This window comes from Paracoccus sp. FO-3, assembly GCF_006386455.1.
GTDB classification, from domain to species: Bacteria; Pseudomonadota; Alphaproteobacteria; order Rhodobacterales; family Rhodobacteraceae; genus Paracoccus; species Paracoccus versutus.
On sequence record NZ_VCBQ01000028.1, the window covers coordinates 1 to 22,594 of the forward strand.

At 65.4% G+C, this 22,594-nt stretch carries 19 protein-coding genes; 7 read left to right on the forward strand and 12 right to left on the reverse strand.

Features of this window, described 5'->3' with window-relative positions; genetic code table 11:
• Nucleotides 1-73: 73 nt before the first annotated feature.
• Nucleotides 74-457 (reverse strand): ABC transporter permease, encoded by a 384-nt coding sequence (locus FE811_RS28225; protein WP_255469701.1) that lies wholly within the window; start codon nt 455-457, stop codon nt 74-76.
• Nucleotides 451-858, reverse strand: a complete 408-nt coding sequence (locus FE811_RS28230; RefSeq protein WP_208021278.1) for an ABC transporter permease — start codon at nt 856-858, stop codon at nt 451-453. Before FE811_RS28230 ends, FE811_RS28225 begins: the two co-directional genes overlap by 7 nt.
• On the opposite strand from FE811_RS28230, the gene FE811_RS28620 reads away from it, so the two are divergent.
• Nucleotides 748-1,215, forward strand: coding sequence for a hypothetical protein (locus FE811_RS28620; protein WP_140847300.1), 468 nt, complete (start codon nt 748-750; stop codon nt 1,213-1,215). The genes FE811_RS28230 and FE811_RS28620 overlap by 111 nt on opposite strands.
• A gap of 269 nt (nt 1,216-1,484) precedes the next feature.
• Here FE811_RS28620 and FE811_RS09935 read toward each other — a convergent pair whose 3' ends face one another.
• Genes FE811_RS09935 through FE811_RS09945 form a run of 3 tightly spaced genes read right to left on the reverse strand, consistent with a single transcriptional unit; the run spans nt 1,485 to nt 5,173 of the window.
• Nucleotides 1,485-2,735, reverse strand: a complete 1,251-nt coding sequence (locus FE811_RS09935; RefSeq protein WP_140847303.1) for a glycerate kinase — start codon at nt 2,733-2,735, stop codon at nt 1,485-1,487.
• A 9-nt stretch (nt 2,736-2,744) separates the two neighbouring features.
• Nucleotides 2,745-3,857, reverse strand: coding sequence for a tartrate dehydrogenase (locus FE811_RS09940; protein WP_140847306.1), 1,113 nt, complete (start codon nt 3,855-3,857; stop codon nt 2,745-2,747).
• A gap of 5 nt (nt 3,858-3,862) precedes the next feature.
• A complete protein-coding gene (locus FE811_RS09945; protein WP_140847309.1) occupies nt 3,863-5,173 on the reverse strand; it encodes an MFS transporter in 1,311 nt (436 codons plus the stop codon).
• A 130-nt stretch (nt 5,174-5,303) separates the two neighbouring features.
• On the opposite strand from FE811_RS09945, the gene FE811_RS09950 reads away from it, so the two are divergent.
• On the forward strand, nt 5,304-6,221 hold the full coding sequence (locus tag FE811_RS09950; protein ID WP_140847312.1) for a LysR family transcriptional regulator: 918 nt from the start codon (nt 5,304-5,306) through the stop codon (nt 6,219-6,221).
• A 168-nt stretch (nt 6,222-6,389) separates the two neighbouring features.
• Here the strand turns inward: FE811_RS09950 and FE811_RS09955 are convergent, their stop codons facing one another.
• From FE811_RS09955 to FE811_RS09975, 5 genes are all read right to left on the reverse strand, one after another.
• Entirely contained in the window at nt 6,390-7,919 is a 1,530-nt protein-coding gene (locus tag FE811_RS09955; RefSeq protein ID WP_255469702.1) for a BCCT family transporter, read from the reverse strand.
• Nucleotides 7,920-8,212: 293 nt separating this feature from the next.
• On the reverse strand, nt 8,213-9,400 hold the full coding sequence (fdhA, locus tag FE811_RS09960) for a formaldehyde dehydrogenase, glutathione-independent (protein WP_140847316.1): 1,188 nt from the start codon (nt 9,398-9,400) through the stop codon (nt 8,213-8,215).
• Nucleotides 9,401-9,678: 278 nt separating this feature from the next.
• Nucleotides 9,679-10,794, reverse strand: coding sequence for a hybrid-cluster NAD(P)-dependent oxidoreductase (locus FE811_RS09965; RefSeq protein ID WP_140847319.1), 1,116 nt, complete (start codon nt 10,792-10,794; stop codon nt 9,679-9,681).
• Between the two features lie 4 nt (nt 10,795-10,798).
• Complete coding sequence (locus FE811_RS09970) at nt 10,799-11,935, reverse strand: aromatic ring-hydroxylating dioxygenase subunit alpha (RefSeq protein ID WP_370362671.1); 1,137 nt, start codon at nt 11,933-11,935, stop codon at nt 10,799-10,801.
• A 345-nt stretch (nt 11,936-12,280) separates the two neighbouring features.
• Complete coding sequence (locus FE811_RS09975) at nt 12,281-13,216, reverse strand: GlxA family transcriptional regulator (RefSeq protein WP_370362672.1); 936 nt, start codon at nt 13,214-13,216, stop codon at nt 12,281-12,283.
• Nucleotides 13,217-13,753: 537 nt separating this feature from the next.
• Here FE811_RS09975 and FE811_RS09980 point away from each other — a divergent pair.
• From FE811_RS09980 to FE811_RS09995, 4 genes are all read left to right on the forward strand, one after another.
• Complete coding sequence (locus tag FE811_RS09980) at nt 13,754-14,509, forward strand: electron transfer flavoprotein subunit beta/FixA family protein (protein WP_140847325.1); 756 nt, start codon at nt 13,754-13,756, stop codon at nt 14,507-14,509.
• A 15-nt stretch (nt 14,510-14,524) separates the two neighbouring features.
• Complete coding sequence (locus FE811_RS09985) at nt 14,525-15,457, forward strand: electron transfer flavoprotein subunit alpha/FixB family protein (RefSeq protein WP_140847327.1); 933 nt, start codon at nt 14,525-14,527, stop codon at nt 15,455-15,457.
• A 34-nt stretch (nt 15,458-15,491) separates the two neighbouring features.
• Nucleotides 15,492-16,376: a bifunctional methylenetetrahydrofolate dehydrogenase/methenyltetrahydrofolate cyclohydrolase FolD gene (folD, locus tag FE811_RS09990; RefSeq protein WP_140847330.1), complete on the forward strand. Its 885-nt coding sequence runs from the start codon at nt 15,492-15,494 to the stop codon at nt 16,374-16,376.
• A gap of 150 nt (nt 16,377-16,526) precedes the next feature.
• A complete protein-coding gene (locus FE811_RS09995; protein WP_140847333.1) occupies nt 16,527-19,088 on the forward strand; it encodes an FAD-dependent oxidoreductase in 2,562 nt (853 codons plus the stop codon).
• Between the two features lie 278 nt (nt 19,089-19,366).
• On the opposite strand, the gene purU is transcribed toward FE811_RS09995, so the two are convergent.
• Nucleotides 19,367-20,245: a formyltetrahydrofolate deformylase gene (gene purU, locus FE811_RS10000; RefSeq protein ID WP_140847336.1), complete on the reverse strand. Its 879-nt coding sequence runs from the start codon at nt 20,243-20,245 to the stop codon at nt 19,367-19,369.
• A 514-nt stretch (nt 20,246-20,759) separates the two neighbouring features.
• Here purU and FE811_RS10005 point away from each other — a divergent pair.
• Nucleotides 20,760-21,752 carry a GlxA family transcriptional regulator gene (locus FE811_RS10005; RefSeq protein WP_219848872.1) on the forward strand — a complete coding sequence of 331 codons (993 nt, stop codon included), beginning with the start codon at nt 20,760-20,762 and terminating at the stop codon, nt 21,750-21,752.
• On the opposite strand, the gene FE811_RS10010 is transcribed toward FE811_RS10005, so the two are convergent.
• Entirely contained in the window at nt 21,721-22,584 is an 864-nt protein-coding gene (locus tag FE811_RS10010) for an EamA family transporter (protein WP_140847342.1), read from the reverse strand. The genes FE811_RS10005 and FE811_RS10010 overlap by 32 nt on opposite strands.
• Nucleotides 22,585-22,594 lie beyond the last annotated feature (10 nt).

Sequence of the window (22,594 nt, forward strand, 5' to 3'; positions counted from 1 at the left end):
CGTGTAAATGCCTTCAAGAACCATGCGAGTCTTCCTTTGCTTTCCATGGCTCGCGATCGACGCCGGGCAAGGTTCATGCCTTCGGGCGCAGCGACACGATCAGCTTGGCGATCATGCCGAACAGGGTCAGCAGGATCAGCGCCACCGAGATCGCCGCGATGACGGGATCGACGTTGTCTCGCAGCCCGGCCCAGATCATGCGCGGCAGGGTTACGATCTTGACCGAGGTGACGAACAGCGTGACCGCGATTTCCTCCCATGACCTCACGAAGGACAGGAAGGCTGCGGTCAGCACGCCGAAGCGGATATTGGGCAGGACCACCCAGAAGGTCGTCTGCCAGATCGAGGCGCCGAGGTTGCGCACGGCAAGTTCGATCCGGCGGTCGACCTGGCTCCGCGTGACCAGGAGCGCCACCACGGCATAGGGCACCGACATCACCGCATGCGAGATCACCACCCCCGGCAACGTGTCGAAGGTGTTGGTGGGGTGACGAGGAAATAGAGCGCCAGCGCCGAGATGATCGGCGGCACCGCCAGGGGCGCCAGCACGATGCCGATGAAAGCCGCGCCGTAGCGCGATTTCGCATACCCGATCCCAATGCAGAACAGCGTCGCGAAGACGGTCGCCAGCCCTGCGGCGAGCAGCGCCACCAAGGCGCTGGTCAGGATGCCGTCGTGCCATTGCGCGCTGGACATCAGCTCTTGGTAATGGCGCAGCGACCAGTCGCCGTCCGGCATCGACAGGAAATGCTTGGGCGTGAACGAGATCGGGATCACCGCCAGCAGCGGCGCGATCAGAAACAGCATCGCCGCATAAACGCAAAGGGTGCTGATCCGGCCGGGTTGATCGTTGCGCATGGTGGCTCTTTCTGGCTGGAAGCGACGGGGAATGGATCAGAGCAGCCGATCGAGCCGGACGATCCGCGACAGGATCCAGATCAGGCCGACGACCAGCACCAGCAACACCGCCGCCAGCGCCGAGCCGAGGCCTTCGAGCGCATCCACCGCTCGAACCTGATCGGCATGGGCATCCTGCCGCTGCGCCTGCCTGCGGGAACGACGCCGCAGTCGCTGGCGCTGACGGTCGCGGACCGGGTCGGGATCACGCTCGATCCATCGCGGCTGGAACCGCGCGGGCCTGTCCGCGTGGCGATCCACCGCGCCTCGGGCAGGGTCGAGGCGTTCGAGGCGAGCCGCCATCGAGACGAGCCTTGAGGTCGAGACCTGGCGAAAGGCGGGCTCATGCCGCTGATCCTCGACCGCGCGACCCGCGCCGAGGCGGCGAACCTTACCGCCGAATAGCTGCCGCTCATCGAAAGCGGAAGGGCGGGGTGTTCGAAGCCCTGGGCCCGACCGGGGCAGTCATCCCAGGGTACACGGATGCAGCCAGGGCCAGGATCAGGGCCGCAGACCGCACAGCGGCGCAGCACGGGGACGAGGTCCAGCGCCACGGCCGCCCCGACCCCCGGCGCCAGGGGTTGGGTTTATGGAATGTATACCGCCCTGAAGTCATTGACATTGGTCAGGGTCGGCCCGGTCTTGACCAGATCGCCGAGCCGCGCGAACAGGCTATAGCTGTCATGGCCCGCCAGCACCGCCGCCGGGTCCAGCCCGGCCGCGCGGGCGCGGGGCAGCGTGTCGGGGGCGATGATCGCGCCCGCCGCATCCTCGGTCCCGTCGATGCCGTCGGTGTCGCAGGCCAGCGCGTGGATCGAGCTGCCGTCCAACGCCAGCGCCATGGCCAGCAGGAACTCGGTATTGCGCCCGCCGCGGCCGGGCCTGGCCGCGCCGATGGTGACGGTGGTCTCGCCGCCCGACAGCAGCACGGCCGGGCCCCGGATCGGCTGGCCATGCAGCGCGGCGGATCGGGCGATGCCGGCCATGACCTGGCCCGCCGCGGCTGCCTCGCCCTCGATGGCGTCGCCGAGGATCAGGGGCGTCGCCCCCTCGGCGCGGGCGCGGGCCGCCGCCGCCTCAAGCGCCAGCATCGGGGTCGAGATCAGTCGGTAATCCGCCCCGAATGCCGGCAGGGGCTCGGGCGCTTCCAGCAGCAGGCGACGCGCCGGCTCGGGCAGGTCGGGGCCAAGCATCCGCACCACCTCGGACAGGTCCGCCCCCGCATCCGGGTCATGCACCGTCGGTCCCGAGGCGATGGCCAGCGGATCGTCCCCCGGCACGTCCGAGATCGCCAGCGTCACCACCCGCGCCGGCGCCGCCGCCAGCGCCAGCCGCCCGCCCTTGATGGCCGATAGCCGCCGCCGCACCCGGTTCATCACCGAAATCGGCGCCCCGGAGGCCAGAAGCAGGCGGTTCACCCGCATCTTGTCGTCCAGCGTCAGCCCCGGCGCAGGCGCGGTCATCAGCGCCGAGCCGCCGCCCGAGATCAGCGCCAGCACCAGATCCTCGGGGCCGAGCCCGCCGACGGCATCCAGGATGCGCCGCGCCGCCTGGGCGCCGTTCCGGTCGGGAACGGGATGCGCGGCCTCGATCACCTCGATCCGGCGGGTCGGCACGGCATGGCCGTAGCGGGTGACGACCACCCCCGACAGGTCCACGCCGGGCCAGGCCTCCTCGACCGCGCGGGCCATGGCGGCGGCGGACTTGCCCGCCCCCACCACGACGACCCGGCCGCGCGGCGGGTCCGGCAGATGGCGCGCGACCGTCTTCGCCGGATCGGCGCTGTCCACCGCCGCGGAAAACAGGCGCAGCAGGAAATCCCTGGGGTCGCGAGCCATCGCCTTGCCTCAGATATTGGCGCCGCGGATGGCCGCGCAGACGGCATCCGTGACCTGCTGCGTGGTGGCCGTCCCGCCCACGTCGGGGGTCATCACGCCATCGGCGCAGACCTGCTCGACCGCCGTCATCAGGCGCCTGGCCGCATCAGCCTCGCCCAGATGCTCCAGCATCTGCGCCGCGGTCCAGAAGGTCGCGACCGGGTTGGCGATGCCCTTGCCGGTGATGTCGAAGGCCGAGCCGTGGATCGGCTCGAACATCGACGGATAGCGCCGTTCCGGGTCGATATTGCCGGTGGGCGCCACGCCCAGGCTGCCGGCCAGCGCGCCCGCCAGATCCGACAGGATGTCCGCGTGCAGGTTCGTCGCGACGATGGTGTCGAGGCTTTGCGGGTTCTTGACCATGCGCACGGTCATCGCATCGACCAGCATCTTGTCCCAGGTCACGTCGGGGAATTCCCGCGAGACCTCGGCCGCGATCTCGTCCCACATCACCATGCCATGGCGCTGCGCATTGGACTTGGTGACCACCGTCAACAGCTTGCGCGGCCGGGACTGCGCCAGCTTGAAGGCATAGCGCATGATCCGGGTGACGCCGACGCGGGTGAAGATCGCGACCTCGGTGCCGACCTCTTCGGGCAGGCCCTTGTGGGCGCGGCCGCCATGGCCGGAATATTCCCCCTCGGAGTTCTCGCGCACGATCACCCAGTCCAGGTCGCCGGGGCCGACGCTTTCCAGCGGCGACCGGATGCCGGGCAGGATCTTGGTCGGGCGCACGTTGGCATATTGGTCGAAACCCTGGCAGATCGGCAGGCGCAGGCCCCAAAGCGTGATATGGTCGGGCACGTCCGGCGCACCCACCGCGCCGAAGAAGATGGCGTCGAAGGCCCGCAACTGCTCCGGCCCGTCCTCGGGCATCAGCGCGCCGGTCCTCTTGTAGCGGCCAGAGCCCCAGTCGAACTCGGTCACGTCAAAGCGGAAGGTGCCGTCGCGCCTGGCCAGCGCCTCCAGCGCTTGCAGGCCGGCGGCGATGACCTCGGGGCCGATCCCGTCGGCGGGAATGGCGGCAATGCGATAGGTGCGGGATTCGGTGGTCAGCTCTGACGCTTTCTGTGCAATGGTCATGGGGTTCAGCCTTTCTGGATGGCGTTGGACGAAAGGGCGGCCGAGCGGCGCGCCGTGCCGGCGATGATCAGGGTGACGACGGCCGACAGGATCAGCAGGCCGGCGACGAAATAGAGGCCCCATTCGAAGCTGCCGGTCGCCTGCTTGATCAGGCCGATGACATAGGGGCCGACGAAACCGCCAAGGTTGCCCAGCGAGTTGATCGTGGCGATGCCGGTGGCCGCGGCCGAGCCGGACAGGAACATGGTCGGCATCGACCACAGCGGCGGCTTGGCGGCGCTGACGCCGGCATTCACCACCACCAGCGCCAGGACGACGGCGGCCAGCGAGACGGCGAAGCCAGCAAAGAACAGGCCCACCCCGGCGGCGATGCAGGCCAGCGTCACATGCCAGGTGCGCTCGCCGGTGCGGTCGGAATGGCGCGACCACAGATACATGGCGACGACGGCAAAGATCGGCGGGATGGCGTTGACAAGGCCGGTCTGGAACGAGGTCAGGCCCAGCCCGTGCAGCATCTGCGGCGCCCAGATCCCCAGCGTGTAAAGCCCGGCCGAGGTGCCGAAATAGACCAGCGCCAGCGCCAGGACGCGCGGATCGGTCAGCCCCTTCAGGATCGAATGGCTGGCCCCGGCCTTGTCCTTGGCCGCGCGCTCGGCGTTCATGGTGCTGGCCAGCCATGCGCGTTCGTCGGCTGCCAGCCATTTCGCCTTTTCCGGCCGGTCGGTCAGGTAGAACAGCACCACGACACCCAGGATCAGCGCCGGCGCCGCCTCGAGCACGAACATCCACTGCCAGCCGTGCCAGCCCATCAGCCCCTCCATCTCCAGCAGCGCGCCCGAGATCGGCGAACCGAGCGCGACCGAGATCGGCGCCGCGGCCATGAACAGCGCCGTCACCTGCGCGCGGCTTTTCGCGGGGAACCAGTAGCTGAGATACAGGATGATGCCCGGAAAGAAGCCAGCCTCGGCCGCGCCCAGCAGGAAGCGCAGGATATAGAAGCTGGTCGGTCCCTGCACGAAGGCCATGGCGCCCGAGATCAGGCCCCAGGTCAGCATGACGCGGGCGATCCAGATCCGCGCGCCGAACCTTTCCAGCGCCAGGTTCGAGGGCACCTCGAACAGGAAATAGCCGATGAAGAACAGCCCGGCGCCGAAACCGAAGATGGCGGGCGACAGGCCCAGATCCTCGTTCATGTGGATGGCCGCGAAGCCCACGTTCACGCGGTCGAGGAACGCGATGAAATAAAGCAGCATGATGAAGGGTATGATGCGCCACGAGATCTTCCTCATGACGCGCTTTTCGAGCGCATCGCCCATCTGATCCTCCCCGATGTGACCGGTAAAGGCGCACTCCTCCGCGCCTCGGGAGAAATTACGGGCGTGGGGGCGCTGTTCTCAATCGTTCGTTGATTATATAATAAAATGGAACAATTAGGATGAGGCCGGCATGGAGCTTCGACAGTTGCGCTGCGCCGCCGCGGTGGCGGACGAGATGCATTTCGGGCGCGCCGCCGCCCGGCTCGAGATGCTGCCGGCCGCGCTTGGCCGCGCCGTGCGCCAGCTCGAGGACAGCCTGGGCGTGCAGATCTTCGAGCGCACGACGCGCTCGGTCGTCATCACCGCGGAAGGCATGCGCATCATCAAGGAGGCGCGCGCCCTGCTGGCCGAGGCGGACGCGGCCCAGGCACGCTGGCGCAGGCTGGGCCGCAAGGGCGGCCAGGTCCTGCGGCTGGGGGCCATCGACACCGCCGCCAGCGGCCTGGTGCCCGGCCTGCTCCAGGCGGTGCATGCCATCCTGCCGGACCTGAGGATCCAGCTGGTCGAGGAACGCTCGATCAAGCTGATCCCGCGGCTGCTGGCGGGCAATCTGGATCTGGCGCTGGTGCGGCCGGGGCTGAAGCCATTTCACCGCCGGCTGCGCGGGCATTTCCTGCTTAACGAATCCTCGGTCGTCGTCTTGCCGCCCGGCCATCCGCTTTCGGCCCGGCAGGAGGTCGATATTCCCAGCCTGCGCGACGTGCCGCTGATCGTGCCGGATCGCCGCTCGCGCCCGCATAGCCACGATCTGGTCCTGGCGCTTTTCGAGCATGCCGGGGTCGAGCCCCGCATCGTCCAGAACGCGGACGAGAAGCAGACGATGATGAACATGGTCGCCGCGGGGATCGGCGCGGCGATCGTGCCGCGCTGGTGGTCCGGGTTCGTGCCGCGCGACGTTCATGTCTGCGCGCTGGCCCTGCCCGACGACAGCCTGCGGCTGAAATTGCCGCTGCATGTGGTCTGGGCGCGGGATGTCCGCGATCCCACCAGGGACGCGGTGGTCGAGACCCTGCTTTCGCTGGTGGACCGTTACGCCGGGAAGGCATAGGCGAATTTCGCCGGCAGGCTCGCTTTCGAATGCACCATGCGGCGGCAAAGACATATACCGGGAAGCGGGTAGCGCTTCTCGGTATGGGGTGCAGGTCAATATGGATCGCAGGGCTTGCCCGAAAGGGACCATGCCAGAATGATTTTCCGACAGGGTCCGGGCAACCGATTATGGATGATGGCGTTCCTTCAAGCCGCCGGTATGGGGGTCTATTTCCTCAAAATGGCCATGCACTTCGATATCGTCCAACAGCCCCTTCCACAGCGATGCGCAAAGCCCGACCATGACCACGAGAAATGGCGCGGCCGCGATGATGGAGGCGGTCTGGAGGCCGCCCAGCCCGCCGACGACCAGCAGGATCGAGGCCGAGGCGCCGGCCAGCAATCCCCAAAGCACGACAATGCCGGCACGCGGATGGATCGTCCCGAACGAGGACAGCATTCCCATCACGACCGAAGCGGCATCGGCGCCCGATACGAAGAAGATGGCGACAAGGAACATCGCCACGGAAGAGGTAAAGGCATGCAGCGGATATTGCTCGAGCAAGGCAAAAAGGGAAACCTGCTCGCCTTTTCCGGCAATGGCCTCGACCAGCCCGCCCGGTCCGGTCAGTTCCGAGAAAAGCGCGCTGCCGCCCATGACGGTGAACCAGACGAAGGTCACGGCGCTGGGAATCAACAGAACCCCGACCACGAATTCCCGGATGGTGCGGCCGCGAGAAATCCGGGCGATGAATACGCCGACAAAAGGCGCCCAGGAAACCCACCAGGCCCAGTAGAAAATCGTCCAGCTTGCAAGCCATTTGCTGTCGCTGAAGGCCGAGGTTCGAAAGGACATGGAAACCAGATCGCTCATGTAAAGGCCCATTGCCTCGATCAGCGTATCCAGGATAAAGACCGTCGGCCCCAGCACAGCCAGGAACAGCAGCAACATAAGGGCCGCAACCATGTTGATATTGCTGAGAAACTGGATGCCTCGGCCCACGCCGGAGACCGCGGACAGGATGAACAGCACGGAAAGGACCGCGATGATGGTCAGCGCAATGGTCGGGGATTCTCCGGTATTCCAGAGATAGTTCATTCCGCTGTTGATCTGCTGCGCGCCAAGGCCAAGGGATGTCGCGGTTCCGAACAAGGTGGCGATGATCGCCAATATGTCGATCATGCGCCCGATCGGCCCATGGATGCGGTCCCCCAGCAAGGGGTGGAAAGCGCTGGAAACCAGCGTGGGAAGGTCGCGGCGATAGCTGAAATACGCCATTGCCAATCCAGCCATCGCATAGATTGCCCAAGGGTGCAGGGCCCAATGGAAATAGGCATATTGCATGGCCACCAGCGCGGCTTCCTGGGTCTGGGGCTCGGCCAGGCCGTGCGGGGGCGTGCCGAAATGGCTGATCGGCTCGGCCACGCCCCAGAACATGAGGCCGATGCCCATTCCGACGCTGAACATCATGCAAACCCATGACCGGGTGGAGAATTCGGGCTTTTCGTCATCGTGGCCCAGCTTGATCCGGCCAAATCGGCTGAATGCCAGGAATATCGCAAAGGCAAGGAAAAACGCCGTGGAAATCACGAAACTCCAGCCGAAAACCCGGATGATCCAATTCAATGTGGCAGATGCGACGGCAGCCAGGCTGTCTGGACCCAGGAATCCCCACGTCACGAATCCTCCCGCGACGGCCAACGCTGGCCAGAACACGCCAGGGTTTATCCTTCGTGATCCACTTGGTTGCATAGCTTCCTCCTCCAGAACTGAGCAACGATTTCTTGCCCACCCCCACTTCCTGAACGAAAATCGATAAATTTTCCTGCCTTACCGGCCGTTTCGTCGCAGTTTTACGGCTGTTGCGTCGCACCTATTTGGGCGATCCAAGGTCTTGGATTTCGCCCTCTCTCTCGCTTGAACTCGTTTCATGGCTGCAAGGCGATATGGACATGAAAAGGCTGCGCTTCGCTTATGGAAACGCAGCCTCCTTCAATTTTATTCAGCCGTCAGGCCGCTTTCAGCATGTCATGCGGATCAAGGACAAACTTGACGGCCGCGCCCTGATCGAAGGTTTCATAGCCCTGGGCCGCATCCTCCAGGGAAATGATCTTCGCATTGACGATATCGGCAATCGGCAGGCGGTCATGCAGGATCGCCTGCATCAGCTGGCGATTGTATTTCAGCACCGGGGTCTGCCCGGTATGGAACGACTGCGCCTTGGCCCAGCCCAGCCCGAAGCGGAGCGACAGGCTGCCCTGCCTGGCGGCGCTATCGACCGCGCCCGGATCCTCGGTCACATAGAGGCCGGGGATGCCGATCGAGCCGGCGGCGCGGGTGATCTCCATCATCTGGTTCAGCACGATGGCCGGCTGCTCGCCGCCGGAATGGCCGCGCGCCTCGAAGCCCACCGCGTCGATGGCGCTGTCCACCTCGTTCGTGCCGACCACATTCGCGATCAGGTCGCCCAGGCGGTCGCTTTTGCCCAGGTCGATCGGCTCGAAGCCCACCTTGGCGGCATGGGCCAGGCGGTCGGGGTTGAAATCGCCGATCATCACAACCGCCGCGCCAAGGATCCGGGCCGAGGCCGCCGCGGCCAGCCCGACCGGACCGGCACCGGCCACATAGACCACCGAGCCCACGCCGACGCCGGCCTTGACCGCACCGTGGAAGCCGGTGGGAAGGATGTCCGACAGCATCGTCAGGTCGCGGATCTTGGCCATCGCCCGGTCGCGATCGGGCAGCTTCAGCAGGTTGAAGTCCGCATAGGGCACCATCACGTAGCGGGCCTGCCCGCCGATCCAGCCGCCCATGTCCACATAGCCATAGGCGCCGCCGGCGCGCTCGGGGTTCACCGTCAGGCAGACACCCGTGTCCTGCGACTTGTAGGTGCGGCAGCGACCGCAGGCGACGTTGAAGGGAACCGAGACGATGTCGCCGATCTCCAGCATCTCGACATCGCTGCCCTTCTCGATCACCTCGCCGGTGATCTCATGGCCCAGCACCAGGCCCGGTTCGGCGGTGGTGCGGCCGCGCACCATATGCTGGTCCGAGCCGCAGATATTGGTCGAGATGACCTTCAGGATCACGCCATGCTCGATGCGGCGGCCGCTGGGTGCCTCCAGCCTTGGGTCCGCAATGTCCTGAACCTCGACCTTGCCGGGTTCCATGTAAACGACACCCCGATTTCTGCTCATGATCGCCCACTCCTCCATTGATCCAGGGTTGCGGCGGCACCTCTCCTCGCGCAGCGTCAGGCCACGCCCGCCAAGGCCGGGAAATGCGCGCGCCGAATGTCGTTACGTGACCACAGTCCGCGGGCCGGCGGCTATCACGATAGCGAAGTCGAATTTCGCGAATCTGGAATTCTCGCGCTGCCGGCGATCCCTTGCGCAGCCGCCGCATGTTCGCCCGCGCCGCCACGAAGCACGGGCCGGAACCCATCCGGCGACCTTCGGCGCGGCAGGGGCCACCTTCACGCCTCGACCTCAAGCTTTCCAAGCGGCCGCGAGCAGCAGGCAAGGATGTAGCCTTCCTCGATTTCCTCGTCGAGGATCCCGCCGTTGTGGTTTATTTCCACCTCGCCCGAGAGCTTCAGGATCTTGCAGGTTCCGCAAAGGCCGGATTCGCAAGCGGCGGGGATGCGCACCCCCGCCGCGCGCGCGGCCTGAAGAACGGTCTGCCCCGGAAGGCATTCGCCCTCGACCCCGGACATGGTGAAGCTGACCGCGGTGACGCCCGTGCCCTCGACGCCATCCACGCCATCGGGCGTGAAGACAACCGGCTCGGTGGGGGCCTCCTTGGGCGGCTCGCCGAAGCTTTCCTGGTGATAATGCGCCATGCCGAAACCGGCATCGCGCAGCAGATCCCGGATATCCTGCATGAAGGGTTCCGGGCCGCAGCAGAACACCTCGCGCTCAAGCAGGTCGGGCGCGAAAAGCGGCAGGCGGACCGCGTCGATCCGGCCCAGGTGCCCGGCCCAGCTTTTGTGAAGCGACCGCTCATGCACGATGAAGCCAAGCGACAGGGCGGGCATGCGATGGCTGAGCAGCTCAAGCTCCTGCCGGAAGATCAGCTCCTCGGGCCGCCGGGCGCAATTGACGAAGGCGACGTCGGTGCCCGGCGCGCAATCGGAAAGCCAGCGCAGCATGGACATCATCGGCGTGATGCCCGAACCGGCCGAGATGAACAGGTATTTCGAGGCGGAATGCGCGAAATGCGTGAAATGCCCCGCCGGCCCATAGGCCTTGACCAGGCTGCCGGGCTTGAGGTTCTGGAACATCCAGCGCGTGCCGATGCTGGTCGGCTGCGCCTTGACCGTGACCGAAATCGAAAACGGCCGCGAGGGCGTGGACGACAAGGTGTAGGTCCGCATCAGCGGACCGTCGTCGGCGGGCAGATCAAGGGTGATGAACTGTCCCGGCTTGTATTTGAACCAGGTCTGCGCATCGGACCGGAAGGTGAAGGTCTTCACCTCCGGCGCCTCGTCGGTGACGCTGACCACCTCCAGAACCTGGAGGCGGTCGTTCCACGGCGTCATCTCGTCGAGATGGCGATAGACGTGGTGATCCGTCGGTTGGCCTGCCTGCATCACGTTATGCGACACTCTTCAGGGACCTCGGGTCGCTGCCTTCCAGACGCGATCCCATGAAGGTCTTGTACCATTCGACGAACTGGATGACGCCGCCCTCGTGCAATTCGGAATAGGGGCCCGGCTCATAGGCGGGGGATTCGATGCCGCGGGCGTTTTCCTCGACGATCTGGCGGTCCTGGTCGTTGGTGTAGGTCCAGACATGGGTCAGGCGTTCGACGTCGTAGTCCACCCCCTCGACGGCATCCTTGTGGACCAGCCACTTGGTCGTGACCGCGGTCTGGTTCGGGCCGATCGGGGTGACGCGGAACGTCACCGCATGGTCCATCAGGACATGGTTCCAGGTGGTCGGATAATGAAACAGCATCAGCGCGCCGATATGGTCGGCCCGGACATCCGACAGCGTGCGGCCGACGGCGGGCTTGCCGTCCATGGTATAGCTGACCGCATCGCGCAGCAGCGGCGACCGGATCGCCCGGAACTGGCCGCTTTCATGCATGTGGAAACGCGCGGGCAGCCCCGCGGCCTCGCATTTGTCCCAATGCGCGGCCATTTCCGGGTCATCGGCGCCGCCGGATACGCCGGTGACGTTCGGCGCCTCGGGATAGGTGCGGCAAAGCTCAGGGTGGTTGGCCGCGCAATGATAGCATTCGCGGTTGTTTTCCCACACAAGCTTCCAGTTGCCTTCCTCGATGATGGTCGTCTCATGCGCGACCTTCGCCTCCAGCAGGTTGTGGGGGGCGAAGTAGGGCTCCATCAACGCGCGGAACGGCTGGAAGTCGGCCGGCTCCTTGGCAAGGCAGATGAAGATGTAGCCGGCCACGGTCTCGCAGGCGACCGGCTTGAGCGAATGCGCCGAGGTATCGAAGCCTTCCGCCATCTGGCGCGCGAAAAGCAGCTTGCCGTCCAGGTCGTAGGTCCATTGGTGATAGGGGCAGACCAGCTTGGCCGCAGTCCCCTTGGCCTGGGTGCAGACGCGGCTGCCGCGGTGGCGGCAGGCGTTGTGGAATGCACGGATGTCGCCGTTGCGGTCGCGCACGACGACGACCGGATAAGACCCGATCTGCAGGGTGAAATAATTGCCGGGCTTGGGAATTTCGCAGTTATGGCCGGCAAACAGCCAGTCACGATACCAGATCATCTCAAGATCGATCTGGAAAAACCCAGGATCCTTGTAAAAGGCCTGGGGCAAGGAATACCCGAATTGGTGCATTCGGATCATGTTCAGCATTTCACTTCGTATATCCATATCGTGGCTTCTCCCTGCACGACCATTCCCGCAAGCGCATGCAATGGGTAAATCCCGACACGAGCTTGCATTCCCCCGAGCGGCGCGGTTCATTCGCTGGCTGCTGGAAGGGAACTTACCCGATACGGAATCGGCAGGTTGGCATCTTAACGACGCAAGTCCGGCGCAAACATATCAGCGCGCCTTATCCGCCCCGGCCGCGATTCGCCGAAAGCGCGCGGCAGCAAGGCGGCGCGGCTAGAGCCCCTTGGGAACATGCGCGGGACCGTCCCCCTCGGGTGCCTCGCCCAGGCCCATGCTGCGCACGTCCTGGGGCGTGCAACCGTAGAGGCGGCGGAACATGCGGCTGAGGTGCGAGGAATCGCAAAAGCCGCATTCGACCGAGATCATGGCGATCGTCTTGTTGCTGGACACCAGCAGGTGCCGGGCCAGCGCCAGCCTGAGGCCCATGAACGCAGCCTGGGGCGAGGTGTCCAGCGCCGCGCGGAAATGCCGTTCCAGCCGGCGCTTGCTGTGCCCCATGCGCTGCGCGATCTCGGACACGGAAAGCGGCGTGTCGATGTGCTGCTGCATGATCAGCAGCGCGCGCTGGACCAGCGGATCATCGGTCCGCAGGCCGATGGGGATGCCCGGCTGGGGCTTGTCCGCCTGCAGGACGCCGTCGATGATCATGATGTGCAGGCTCTTGTTCGCCTGCGAGCGGCCGACGTGCTTTTCCACCAGATAGGCCGCAAGATGGGCGGAACTGGCCCCACCGGAACAGGTCAGCCTGTCGCGATCCACCACGAAGATCTGGTCCGAGACGTGATCCAGGCCCTGGAACTGTTCAAGGAAATCCGCGCTGTGGAACCAGCTCACGCAGCATTTGTAGCCATCGAGCAATCCCGCCCGGTGCAGCACGAAGGCGCCCGAGCAGACCCCGATCAGCGGCACGCCGGCGGCGGCCGCCCGGTGCAGATAGGTCTTGTAGGCATGGCTGACGTTCTCGAGCCCGTCGGTCAGGCCGCCGACCACGGCGATATAGTCGAATCGCGTCGGGTCGCCCAGCTTCTCGTGCGGCTGCACGGCGACGCCGCAACTGGACATCACCACGTCCATCGTGTCCGAAAGCACCGACCAGCGGCACAGGATGGGACGGCTGCGGTCCCCCTCGTCTGCGGCCAGCCGCAGCACGTCGACGAAGTTCGCAAAGGCGCATAGCGTGAACTGCCGGGTCAGGAGGAAGCCAACCGAAAGCCGGGGGCCAGCCTCCCTTGGCCGCAGGGATCCCTTGGCGACAGGGTAGGAACGGGAATGCCCTTCTCTCACGCCGACACCCATCTTCGATCTCCGATGATGCGCCCCATGGTTGGGTTTGTCGTAGCCATCTTGCTTGACCGGCGCAATTGTTCTTCTCGATCCCCGTTTTCGTCGCAATAGTCCGACGAACATTGCCGGGAACGCCACGGCCGCCACAGGGGATTCTGCACGAAAGGCAGGCCCGGCCGGCGACGGGGTGCCGCTTAGCTTCCGAAGCCGTCGGGAAGCAAGGGGAATCCGCGGCGGTCGGGAATGCGCAGCAAAGGGGGAACACTTGCGCTACAGGCTTCTACCCTATCCCGTGGCCGGGTCGTCCGGGCCGGCGGCCGCCGCCGCGGGGCCGGCCAGGCTTGCCGCAAGGGGCGCCTGCCCCGCCCTCCTCTGCCTCAACATCTGGGAAAGGACCGCAAGATGAAAGTATTGGTGCCCGTCAAGCGGGTGGTCGACTTCAACGTCAAGATCCGGGTCAAGGCCGATGGGACCGGGGTCGATCTGTCGAACGTGAAGATGTCGATGAACCCCTTCGACGAAATCGCCGTGGAAGAGGCGATCCGCCTGAAAGAGGCGGGCAAGGCCGAAGAGGTCGTCGTGGTCTCGATCGGCCCGGCGCAAGCCCAGGAGACGCTGCGCACGGCCCTGGCCATGGGCGCGGATCGCGCCATCCTGATCAAGGTCGAGGACATGGTCGAGCCCCTGGCCGTCGCCAAGCTGCTGAAGGCCGTGGCGGATGCCGAAGGCCCGCGGCTGGTCGTCCTGGGCAAGCAGGCCATCGACGACGACGCCAACCAGACCGGGCAGATGCTGTCGGCCCTGCTGGGCTGGTCGCAGGCGACCTTCGCCTCGGCGGTCGCGCTTGACGGCGACAAGGCCCGCGTCACGCGCGAGGTCGACGGCGGCCTGCAGGTGATCGAGGTCGCCCTGCCCGCGGTCGTCACCGCCGACCTGCGCCTGAACGAGCCGCGCTATGCCAGCCTGCCCAATATCATGAAGGCGAAGAAGAAGCCGCTCGAGGAAAAGACCCCGGCGGATTACGGCGTGAACGTCGACGCGCGCCTGAAGGTGCTGAAAACCGAGGAGCCGGGCACCCGCAAGGCCGGCGTCAAGGTCGCCAGCATCGCCGAGTTGCTGGACAAGCTGAAGAACGAAGCCGGCGTTCTGCAATTCTGATCGGAGAGAAATCCCATGGCCATCCTGCTTTTCGCCGAACACGACAACGCCGCCCTGTCCGACCAGACCGCGCGCACGCTGACCGCCGCCCGCCGGATCGGCGGCGAGATCGACATCCTGGTGGCCGGCAAGGGCGCCGCCGCCGTGGCCCAGGCCGCCTCGGCCTTCCAGGGGGTCCGCAAGATCCTGCTGGCCGAAGCCGATGCGCTGGAGCATCGCCTGGCCGAGCCCGCCGCCGCGCTGATCGTTTCGCTGGCCGGCGACTACGACACCGTGATCGCCCCGGCGACCACCACCGGCAAGAACGTCCTGCCGCGCGTGGCCGCGCTTCTGGACGTGATGCAGGTTTCGGAAATCGTCGAAGTCGTCTCGGCCGACACGTTCAAGCGGCCGATCTATGCCGGCAACGCCATCCAGACGGTGCAGGCGACCGACGGCAAGAAGATCATCACCGTGCGGACCTCGGGCTTCGAGGCGGCGCAGGCCGAGGGGGGCAGCGCCCCGGTCGAAACCATTGGCGAGACCGCCGACCCGCGTCTGTCCGGCTTTGTCGAAAACCGCCTCTCGGAAAGCGAGCGCCCCGAGCTGGCCTCGGCCCGCATCATCGTCTCGGGCGGCCGCGCCCTGGGCTCGGAAGAAAGGTTCCGCCAGGTGATCCTGCCTGTCGCCGACAAGCTCGGCGCCGCGGTCGGCGCCTCGCGCGCGGCTGTGGACGCGGGCTATGCCCCGAACGACTGGCAGGTCGGCCAGACCGGCAAGGTGGTCGCGCCCGAGCTTTACGTCGCCTGCGGCATTTCCGGCGCCATCCAGCACCTGGCCGGGATGAAGGACAGCAAGGTCATCGTCGCCATCAACAAGGACGAGGACGCCCCGATCTTCCAGGTTGCCGATTACGGCCTGGTCGCCGACATCTTCGATGCGCTGCCGAAGTTGGAGCGCGCGCTCTGACCCCGCCGGATCGCTTGGCACGAGGAGGATGCCCATGACGGCACAGACAATCGACGGGAAGGCCCACGCCGACGGCCTTGGCGCCCGGATCAGCGGCGCCATCCCCTCCTTTCGGGAACAGACGGGCCGGCCGCCGGGCCTTGCCGTGGTCCTGGTCGGCACCGATCCGGCCAGCGAGGTCTATGTCAGCAGCAAGGGCCGCATGGCCCGCAAGCTGGGCATGGCAAGCTTCGAGCATATCCTGCCCGAAGCCACCACCCAGCAACAGCTTCTGGACCTGATCGCGCAGTTGAACGCCGATGACAGCGTCGATGGCATCCTGGTCCAGTTGCCACTGCCCGCGCACCTGGATTCCCTGCCGGTGATCGAGGCGATCGATCCCGCCAAGGACGTGGACGGGCTGCACCCGTCCAGCGCGGGCCGCCTGGTGTCGGGGCTGCCCGGCCTCGTCTCATGCACGCCGCTGGGATGCCTGATGCTGCTCCGGTCGCAGCTTGGCAACCTTTCGGGGCTGGATGCCGTGGTGGTGGGCCGCTCGATCCTGGTGGGCAAGCCGATGGCGCAGCTGCTGCTGGCCGAGAACTGCACCGTGAGCATGGCCCATTCCCGCACCCGCGACCTGCCGGGAAAGATCCGCCAGGCCGACATCGTGGTCGCGGCCGCGGGCCAGGCCGAGATGATCAAGGGCGACTGGATCAAGCCGGGGGCGACGGTGATCGATGTCGGCACCAGCCGCATCGTCCGCGACGGCCGGAAGACGCTGGTGGGCGATGTCGAGTTCGCCTCGGCCCGCAGGGTCGCGGGGGCGATCACCCCGGTTCCCGGCGGCGTCGGCCCGATGACGATCATGTGCCTGATGCACAATACGCTGCTTGCCGCCTGTCGGCGCAAGGCGCTGGCCGAGCCACGGCTATGGTAGCGGCCCTGACGGCACATGCATCGACAACTGGACAAGGCATGACCCGCTTTGCGGGCCATGCCGTCGCATTTGGGCAGCCCGGCTGCGCCTGCTGGCGGTCACGGGAACCCTTTCGTCACAATCTCCCTTCAGACATCGAGAGGACAGAACATGTCGGGATTTCCTGATAGAGCGCGGGTGGTCATCGTCGGCCTTGGCGGCATCGTGGGCGCCTCGGTCGCGCATCACCTGATCGAGCGCGGCTGGGACGATATCGTCGGCATCGACAAGTCGGGCATCCCGACCGATATCGGCTCGACCGCGCATGCGTCGGATTTCTGCTTTGCGACCAGCCACGATTTCCTCAGCACCTGGACCACGCTCTATTCCATCGATTTCTTCGAGAAGATGGGCCATTACGCCAAGGTCGGCGGGATCGAGGTCGCGCGGGTGGGCGACGAGACGCGCATGAACGAACTCAAGCGCAAGGTCGCCTCGGGCAAGGCCTTCGGCACGCGGGCGACGATGATCAGCCCCGCCGAGGTCAAGGCGAAATTCCCGCTGGTCGAGGAAGACCAGATCCAGGGCGCGCTGTGGGATCCCGACGCGGGGCTGGTGGTGCCGCGCTCGCAGACCGTGGCGGGCAAGCTGGTCGACCAGGGCGTGGCCTCGGGCAAGCTGCGGGCCTTCGCCAATTGCCCGGCCACCTCGCTGGTGATCGAGGACGGGCGCATCCGGGGCGTCGTCACCCCGCGCGGCACCATCATGGCCGACCTGGTCATCGTCTGCGCCGGCCTCTGGGGCCGCCTGATCGCCGAGATGGCGGGCGAGGATCTGCCGGTCTTTCCGGTCGACCATCCGCTGACCTTCTTCGGGCCCTACGACGAGTTCGAGAATACCGGCAAGGAGATCGGCTATCCGCTGCTGCGCGATCAGGGCAACTCGGCCTATCTGCGCGATACGGGCGACCCCAAGACCACCGAGGGCGGCCAGATCGAATGGGGCTATTACTACGAATCGGACCCACGCCTCTGCCATCCTCGCGACATCCTGGAAAAGGAATACGCCCGCCTGTCGCCCTCGCAGCGCGACCTGGAGCTGGACGATGTGCTGTCGCCGCTGGAACGCGCCATCGAGCTGACCCCGATCCTGGGCGAGCTGGGCTATAACGAAAGCCATTCCTTCAACGGGCTGTTGCAGACCACCACCGACGGCGGGCCGTCCATCGGCGAAAGCCAGAAGGTGCGCGGACTGTGGTATGCCGTGGCGATCTGGGTCAAGGACGCGCCCGGCATGGCCAAGCTGGTGGTGGACTGGATCACCGACGGGCGCACCGGCATCGACCATGCCAGCATCGACTATTCCCGCTTCAACCCATTCGCATTGCAGGAAAAGTTCATCGAGGAACGCTGCATCGAGACGGCGGCCAAGATCTACAACCCGCCGGTCCACCCGCGCGAACCCTTCGCCGGCGGCCGCGGCATCCGCCGCTCGCCCTTCTACGAGCGCGAGGTGGAGCTGGGCGGCTACTTCATGGAGCTGGGCGGCTGGGAACGCGCCCATGGCTATGCCGCGAACGAACACCTGCTGGAGAAATACGCCGACCAGGTGCCGGTGCGCCAGCATGAATGGGACAACCGCCATTTCTGGCGCGTCTCGAATGCCGAGCATCTGGAGATGAGCGCGGATTGCGGCATCATCAACCTGTCGCATTTCCACATGACCGACATTGCCGGCCCCGATCACGTCGAACTGCTGGAATGGCTCTGCGCCGCCAAGATCGGCGGCGAGGGCAATATCGGCAAGGGGATCTACACGCATTTCCTCGATGACGAGGGCAATGTGCGCGCCGATTTCACCGTGTTCCGCCTGGCCGACCGCTGCCGGCTGGTCAACGGCGCCGATGCCGGGCCGCGCGACCTGAACTACATGCGCCGCGTGGCGCAGGACCGGGGCCTGGACGTCGCCATCGCCGACGTGACCGAGCAGTTCATCACCATCGGCATCTGGGGTCCGAACGCGCGGGTGAACCTGCAAAAGGTGGTCGAGGATCCGGCGGGGCTGGAAAAGGACGCCTTCCCCTTCGCCGCCATCAAGCCGATCCGCATCGCCGGCCGCGACGTGACCGCCTTCCGCATCTCCTATGTCGGCGAGCAGGGCTGGGAGCTGCACATGGCCTATGAGGACGGGCTGGCGGTCTGGGACGCCTTGCGGTCCACGGGCGTGATCGCGGTGGGGGTCGAGACCTACGCCAACTCGCGCCGGCTCGAAAAAAGCCTGCGGCTGCAGAACGCCGACCTGCGCACGGAATACAACCTCTACGAGGCCGACCTGGCCCGTCCCAAGGTCAAGGAGGCCGATTTCCGCGGCAAGGCCAAGCACCTGGAATATCGCGCCCGCGACCACCAGCCGGCGATGCTCTGCACCCTGGTCATGACCGACAACGTGGACAGCAACGGCATCGCCCGCTACCCGGTCGGCATCCTGCCGGTGCAGGATGCCGAGACGGGCGAGGTTCTGGTCGACACCCTGGGCCGGCGGTCCTGGACCAGCTCGATCGTCTACGGCCCGACCATCGGCAGGAACATCGCGCTGGCCTACCTGCCTTGGTCGCATTGCCAGGAAGGCCGCAAGCTGACGGTCGAATACATGGGCGAAACCTTCCCGGTCGAGGTCGCCGCCGTCGGCTACAAGCCCCTCTACGACCCCGAGAACCTGAAGCCCAGAAGCTGATACGCGCCAAGCAGAAGGACCGGGCGAATGCCCGGTCCCCTGATCGCCCGGCCCCTATTCGGCGCGAATGGGTAAAAGAAAATCTGCCGGGTCAGGATATCGGACGAACCCAAGACCGCATGACGAAAACCGGCCCGGCGCATTGCGCACCGGGCCGGTTTTTCATCTGGTCCTGAGCCCCGCGTTTGATTTCTTGCGCAAGCCGGGCGCTGGACGGAACCGTCAAGGCCAGAGAAACGAGCGGATCATCCCGCGTCGCTCCCTGGCCCTTTTCGTCATTATCCCATGCGCTCCGAGGCATATTCGCCCGGCGATGCGGGAAAGACGACGGTCTTGTTTCCGTTCAGGAAAACCCGGTGATGAATATGGGCATGAACCGCCCGAGCCAGCACCTGCGCCTCGACGTCGCGGCCAAGGCTGACATAATCGGCGGCGCTTTGGGCATGGGTGACGCGGATGATGTCCTGTTCGATGATCGGCCCCTCGTCCAGGTCGGCGGTCACGTAATGCGCCGTCGCCCCGATCAGCCGGACCCCGCACTCATAAGCCTGCTTGTAGGGGTTGGCGCCCTTGAAGCTGGGCAGGAAGGAATGGTGGATATTGATGATCCGGCCCGACATTTCGCGGCACATCTGGTCCGACAGCACCTGCATATAGCGCGCCAGCACGATCAGCTCGGCCCCGGTGTCGCGCACCACCTGCATGATGGCAGCCTCGGCCTCGGGCTTGGTTTCAGGCGTGACGCGGATGCAGTGAAACGGGATGTCCTCGTTCACCACCTGCCTCTGGTAATCGGTATGGTTCGAGATCACCGCAACGATTTCGACCGGCAGCGCCCCGATGCGCGAACGATACAGAAGGTCGTTGAGGCAATGGCCGAAACGCGACACCATCAGGACGACCCTGGCTTTTTGCGACAGGTCGCGGATTTCGCAATCCATCTGGAATTCGTGCGCCGTGGCGGCAAAGCCCTGCGCCAGCCCTTCGCCGTCCCGATCCGACTGAAAGCGCAGCCGCATGAAGAACCGGCCGTTTTCCTGATCGGTGAATTGCGAACTGTCCTGGATGTCGCAGCCGGCAGCGGCCAGATAGCCCGATACGCCGGCAACGATGCCCGCGCGCGTCGGACAGGAAACTTTCATCACGTGATTGGTCATATCTTTTCTCTCCCCCCGGAAATCAAGAGCCGGGCAAATCCACGGGAATGCCGCCCTGCTTGATTTCGAAGCATTTCAAGATCGTGCTGCGTCGGTTTCGCCCCAGGCCGCGGCGCAAGCCGCGCGACGCCATGAAGCAAGGCATGAAATGCTTCGAAACATGGCATGTCGCGACCCGGTGGTTATGGCGTGTCCGAAATGGTTACGGCCTGTCCGAATTTCGCGAAAGAACAACTGCGTCATCGAAACGTAACATTGCGCCGCGCTTTTGCGCGATATGGGCGGAAATGCCCTTGCCGCTTTGCCCCGCCGAACCGTGATTGCTATCCGGTTCGGCACGTCCCAAAATTACCGGCACGCCGTCGCAGATGTTATTGGACCCGCGCCGCCGTTAAATTACCTCCCTTGTCCTGGCTGACCCGGCATCTGCATATGCGGGGGTTGCCGTGGCCACGGGGCAACGTTTCACATGAACAAGTTGGCTAATAAAGAGAAAGCGTTCATATTCCTGCTCATGCCGGAATTCACGCTGCTTGCCTTTTCATCCGCCGTGGAAGCCCTGCGCATGGCGAATGCCGCCATCGGATACGATGTCTATACCTGGAAGGTCGTCGCGCCCCAAGGGGACGAGGTCCAGTCCAGTTGCGGCGTGCAAATCCATTGCGACAGCTCGGTCGCGGCTTTGCGTCGCTCGGTGAATGCCTCGATCCGCGATTCGACGGTCATCGTCTGCGGCGGCCTGAATATCCAGACCCATTCCGACAGGGCGACGGAGTCCTGGTTGCGCGAATGCAAGCAGAGCGGCTGCATGATCGGCAGCCTTTGCACCGGCGCATATATCCTGGGCCAGGCCAAGCTTCTGGGCGAAAGGAAATGCGTCATCCATTGGGAAAATGCCGCCAGCTTCGGCGAGCAATTCCATGACGCCTCGGTCCGTGCCGCCCTGTTCGAGATCGACAACGGGATCGCGACCTGCGCCGGTGGGATGGCCGCGTTCGACATGATGCTCTACCTGATCCAGCAGGAACATGGCGAGGAAATCGTCGCCGCGATCTGCGAGCGCGCGATTGTCGACCGCATCCGCAATCCGGGGGACCGGCAAAGATCCATTCTCACGTCGCATGTCAACAGGCAAAACCAGGTCGTGACAACCTTGATCGAGCGAATGCAGGAATCGCTGACCGATCCGATTCCCGTCAAGGACATATTGTCGGGCATCGGGTTGACGCGCCGCCAGGTCGAAAGGATCTTTCAGCAGGAGCTGCATATTTCCCCCGCCAAATATTACATGAAGCTCAGGCTGGAACGCGCCAGGCTTCTGCTGCACCAGACGAATACCCCGATCGTGGACATCGCCATGGCAAGCGGGTTTTCCTCGGCCTCGCATTTTTCCAAGGCCTATCGGGATTTTTACGGCCATTCGCCCCACAGGGCCCGCAAGGGCGCCGGGATCAGGAAGAATGAGCCGGACGGGTTCACGCCTGCCCGCCGGAAAGGGACGCCCTGACCGAAAGCCCGATCGACAGGAATACCATCGCCACGCCCAATCCCTGCTGCGCGTCCAGCGTCTCGTGCATGAGGCCGATGCCCAGAAGCAATGCCACCACCGGGCTAAGGAATGCCAGCACCGACACCCGGCTGCCCAGCCGCTGCACGCCGCCGACCCAGAGCCAATAGCCCAGGGCGGTCGCGAACAGCACCAGATAGCCCAGGCCCAGGCTGTTGCGCATGTCCCAATGCGCGGGCAGGCCCTCGACCAGCAGGGCAATGGGCAGGATCAGGGCGCCCCCGATCAGCAATTGCCATGCCGTCATCTGCACCGGCGGCGCAAGATCGCGCCAGCGCTCCATCAGCACGATGCCGAGCGCCATGGACAATGCCGCGCCGATACCCGCCAGGACGCCGGCCGGGTCGAAGGCGAGGCCGCCGTTCAGCACCATCAGCCCGACGCCGGCCATGCCCAGCACCGCCAGCGCGATCTGGCCCATCCCCGGCCGCCGCCCCAGCAACGGCCATGCCAGGAACGCGACCAGCAAGGGCTGGCAGGCGGCCAGCGTGGCGGTGATCCCGCCCGGCAGCCGGGCCGCGCTGATCAGCAGCAAGGCGAAGAACAGGCCGATATTGGTCAGCGCCAGCACGGTGACGGGAAACAGGATGCGGCGCGGCGGCAGGCGCCGGACCATAAGCAGCAGCAAGAGCCCCGCCGGCAACGCCCGCAGCGCCGAGATCAGCACCGGGTGATCCGTCGGCAATGTCCCGACGAAGACGACATAGGTCGTGCCCCAAAGCATCGGCCCGATGGCGGTGCCGATGAAGCGGCCGGCATTGTGGTCAGCCATGCCAATCCTC

Coding starts and splice junctions, on each gene's coding strand:
- FE811_RS09950 (WP_140847312.1), top strand. CDS start 5,304: ATGGAGCTTCGACAGTTGCGCTGCGCCGCCGCGGTGGCGGACGAGATG.
- FE811_RS09940 (WP_140847306.1), bottom strand. CDS start 3,857: ATGACCATTGCACAGAAAGCGTCAGAGCTGACCACCGAATCCCGCACC.
- FE811_RS10005 (WP_219848872.1), top strand. CDS start 20,760: ATGCCGGAATTCACGCTGCTTGCCTTTTCATCCGCCGTGGAAGCCCTG.
- fdhA (WP_140847316.1), bottom strand. CDS start 9,400: ATGAGCAGAAATCGGGGTGTCGTTTACATGGAACCCGGCAAGGTCGAG.
- FE811_RS09965 (WP_140847319.1), bottom strand. CDS start 10,794: ATGCAGGCAGGCCAACCGACGGATCACCACGTCTATCGCCATCTCGAC.
- FE811_RS09995 (WP_140847333.1), top strand. CDS start 16,527: ATGTCGGGATTTCCTGATAGAGCGCGGGTGGTCATCGTCGGCCTTGGC.
- purU (WP_140847336.1), bottom strand. CDS start 20,245: ATGACCAATCACGTGATGAAAGTTTCCTGTCCGACGCGCGCGGGCATC.
- FE811_RS10010 (WP_140847342.1), bottom strand. CDS start 22,584: ATGGCTGACCACAATGCCGGCCGCTTCATCGGCACCGCCATCGGGCCG.
- folD (WP_140847330.1), top strand. CDS start 15,492: ATGACGGCACAGACAATCGACGGGAAGGCCCACGCCGACGGCCTTGGC.
- FE811_RS09980 (WP_140847325.1), top strand. CDS start 13,754: ATGAAAGTATTGGTGCCCGTCAAGCGGGTGGTCGACTTCAACGTCAAG.
- FE811_RS28620 (WP_140847300.1), top strand. CDS start 748: ATGCTTGGGCGTGAACGAGATCGGGATCACCGCCAGCAGCGGCGCGAT.
- FE811_RS09985 (WP_140847327.1), top strand. CDS start 14,525: ATGGCCATCCTGCTTTTCGCCGAACACGACAACGCCGCCCTGTCCGAC.
- FE811_RS09945 (WP_140847309.1), bottom strand. CDS start 5,173: ATGGGCGATGCGCTCGAAAAGCGCGTCATGAGGAAGATCTCGTGGCGC.
- FE811_RS28230 (WP_208021278.1), bottom strand. CDS start 858: ATGCGCAACGATCAACCCGGCCGGATCAGCACCCTTTGCGTTTATGCG.
- FE811_RS09935 (WP_140847303.1), bottom strand. CDS start 2,735: ATGGCTCGCGACCCCAGGGATTTCCTGCTGCGCCTGTTTTCCGCGGCG.
- FE811_RS09970 (WP_370362671.1), bottom strand. CDS start 11,935: ATGATCTGGTATCGTGACTGGCTGTTTGCCGGCCATAACTGCGAAATT.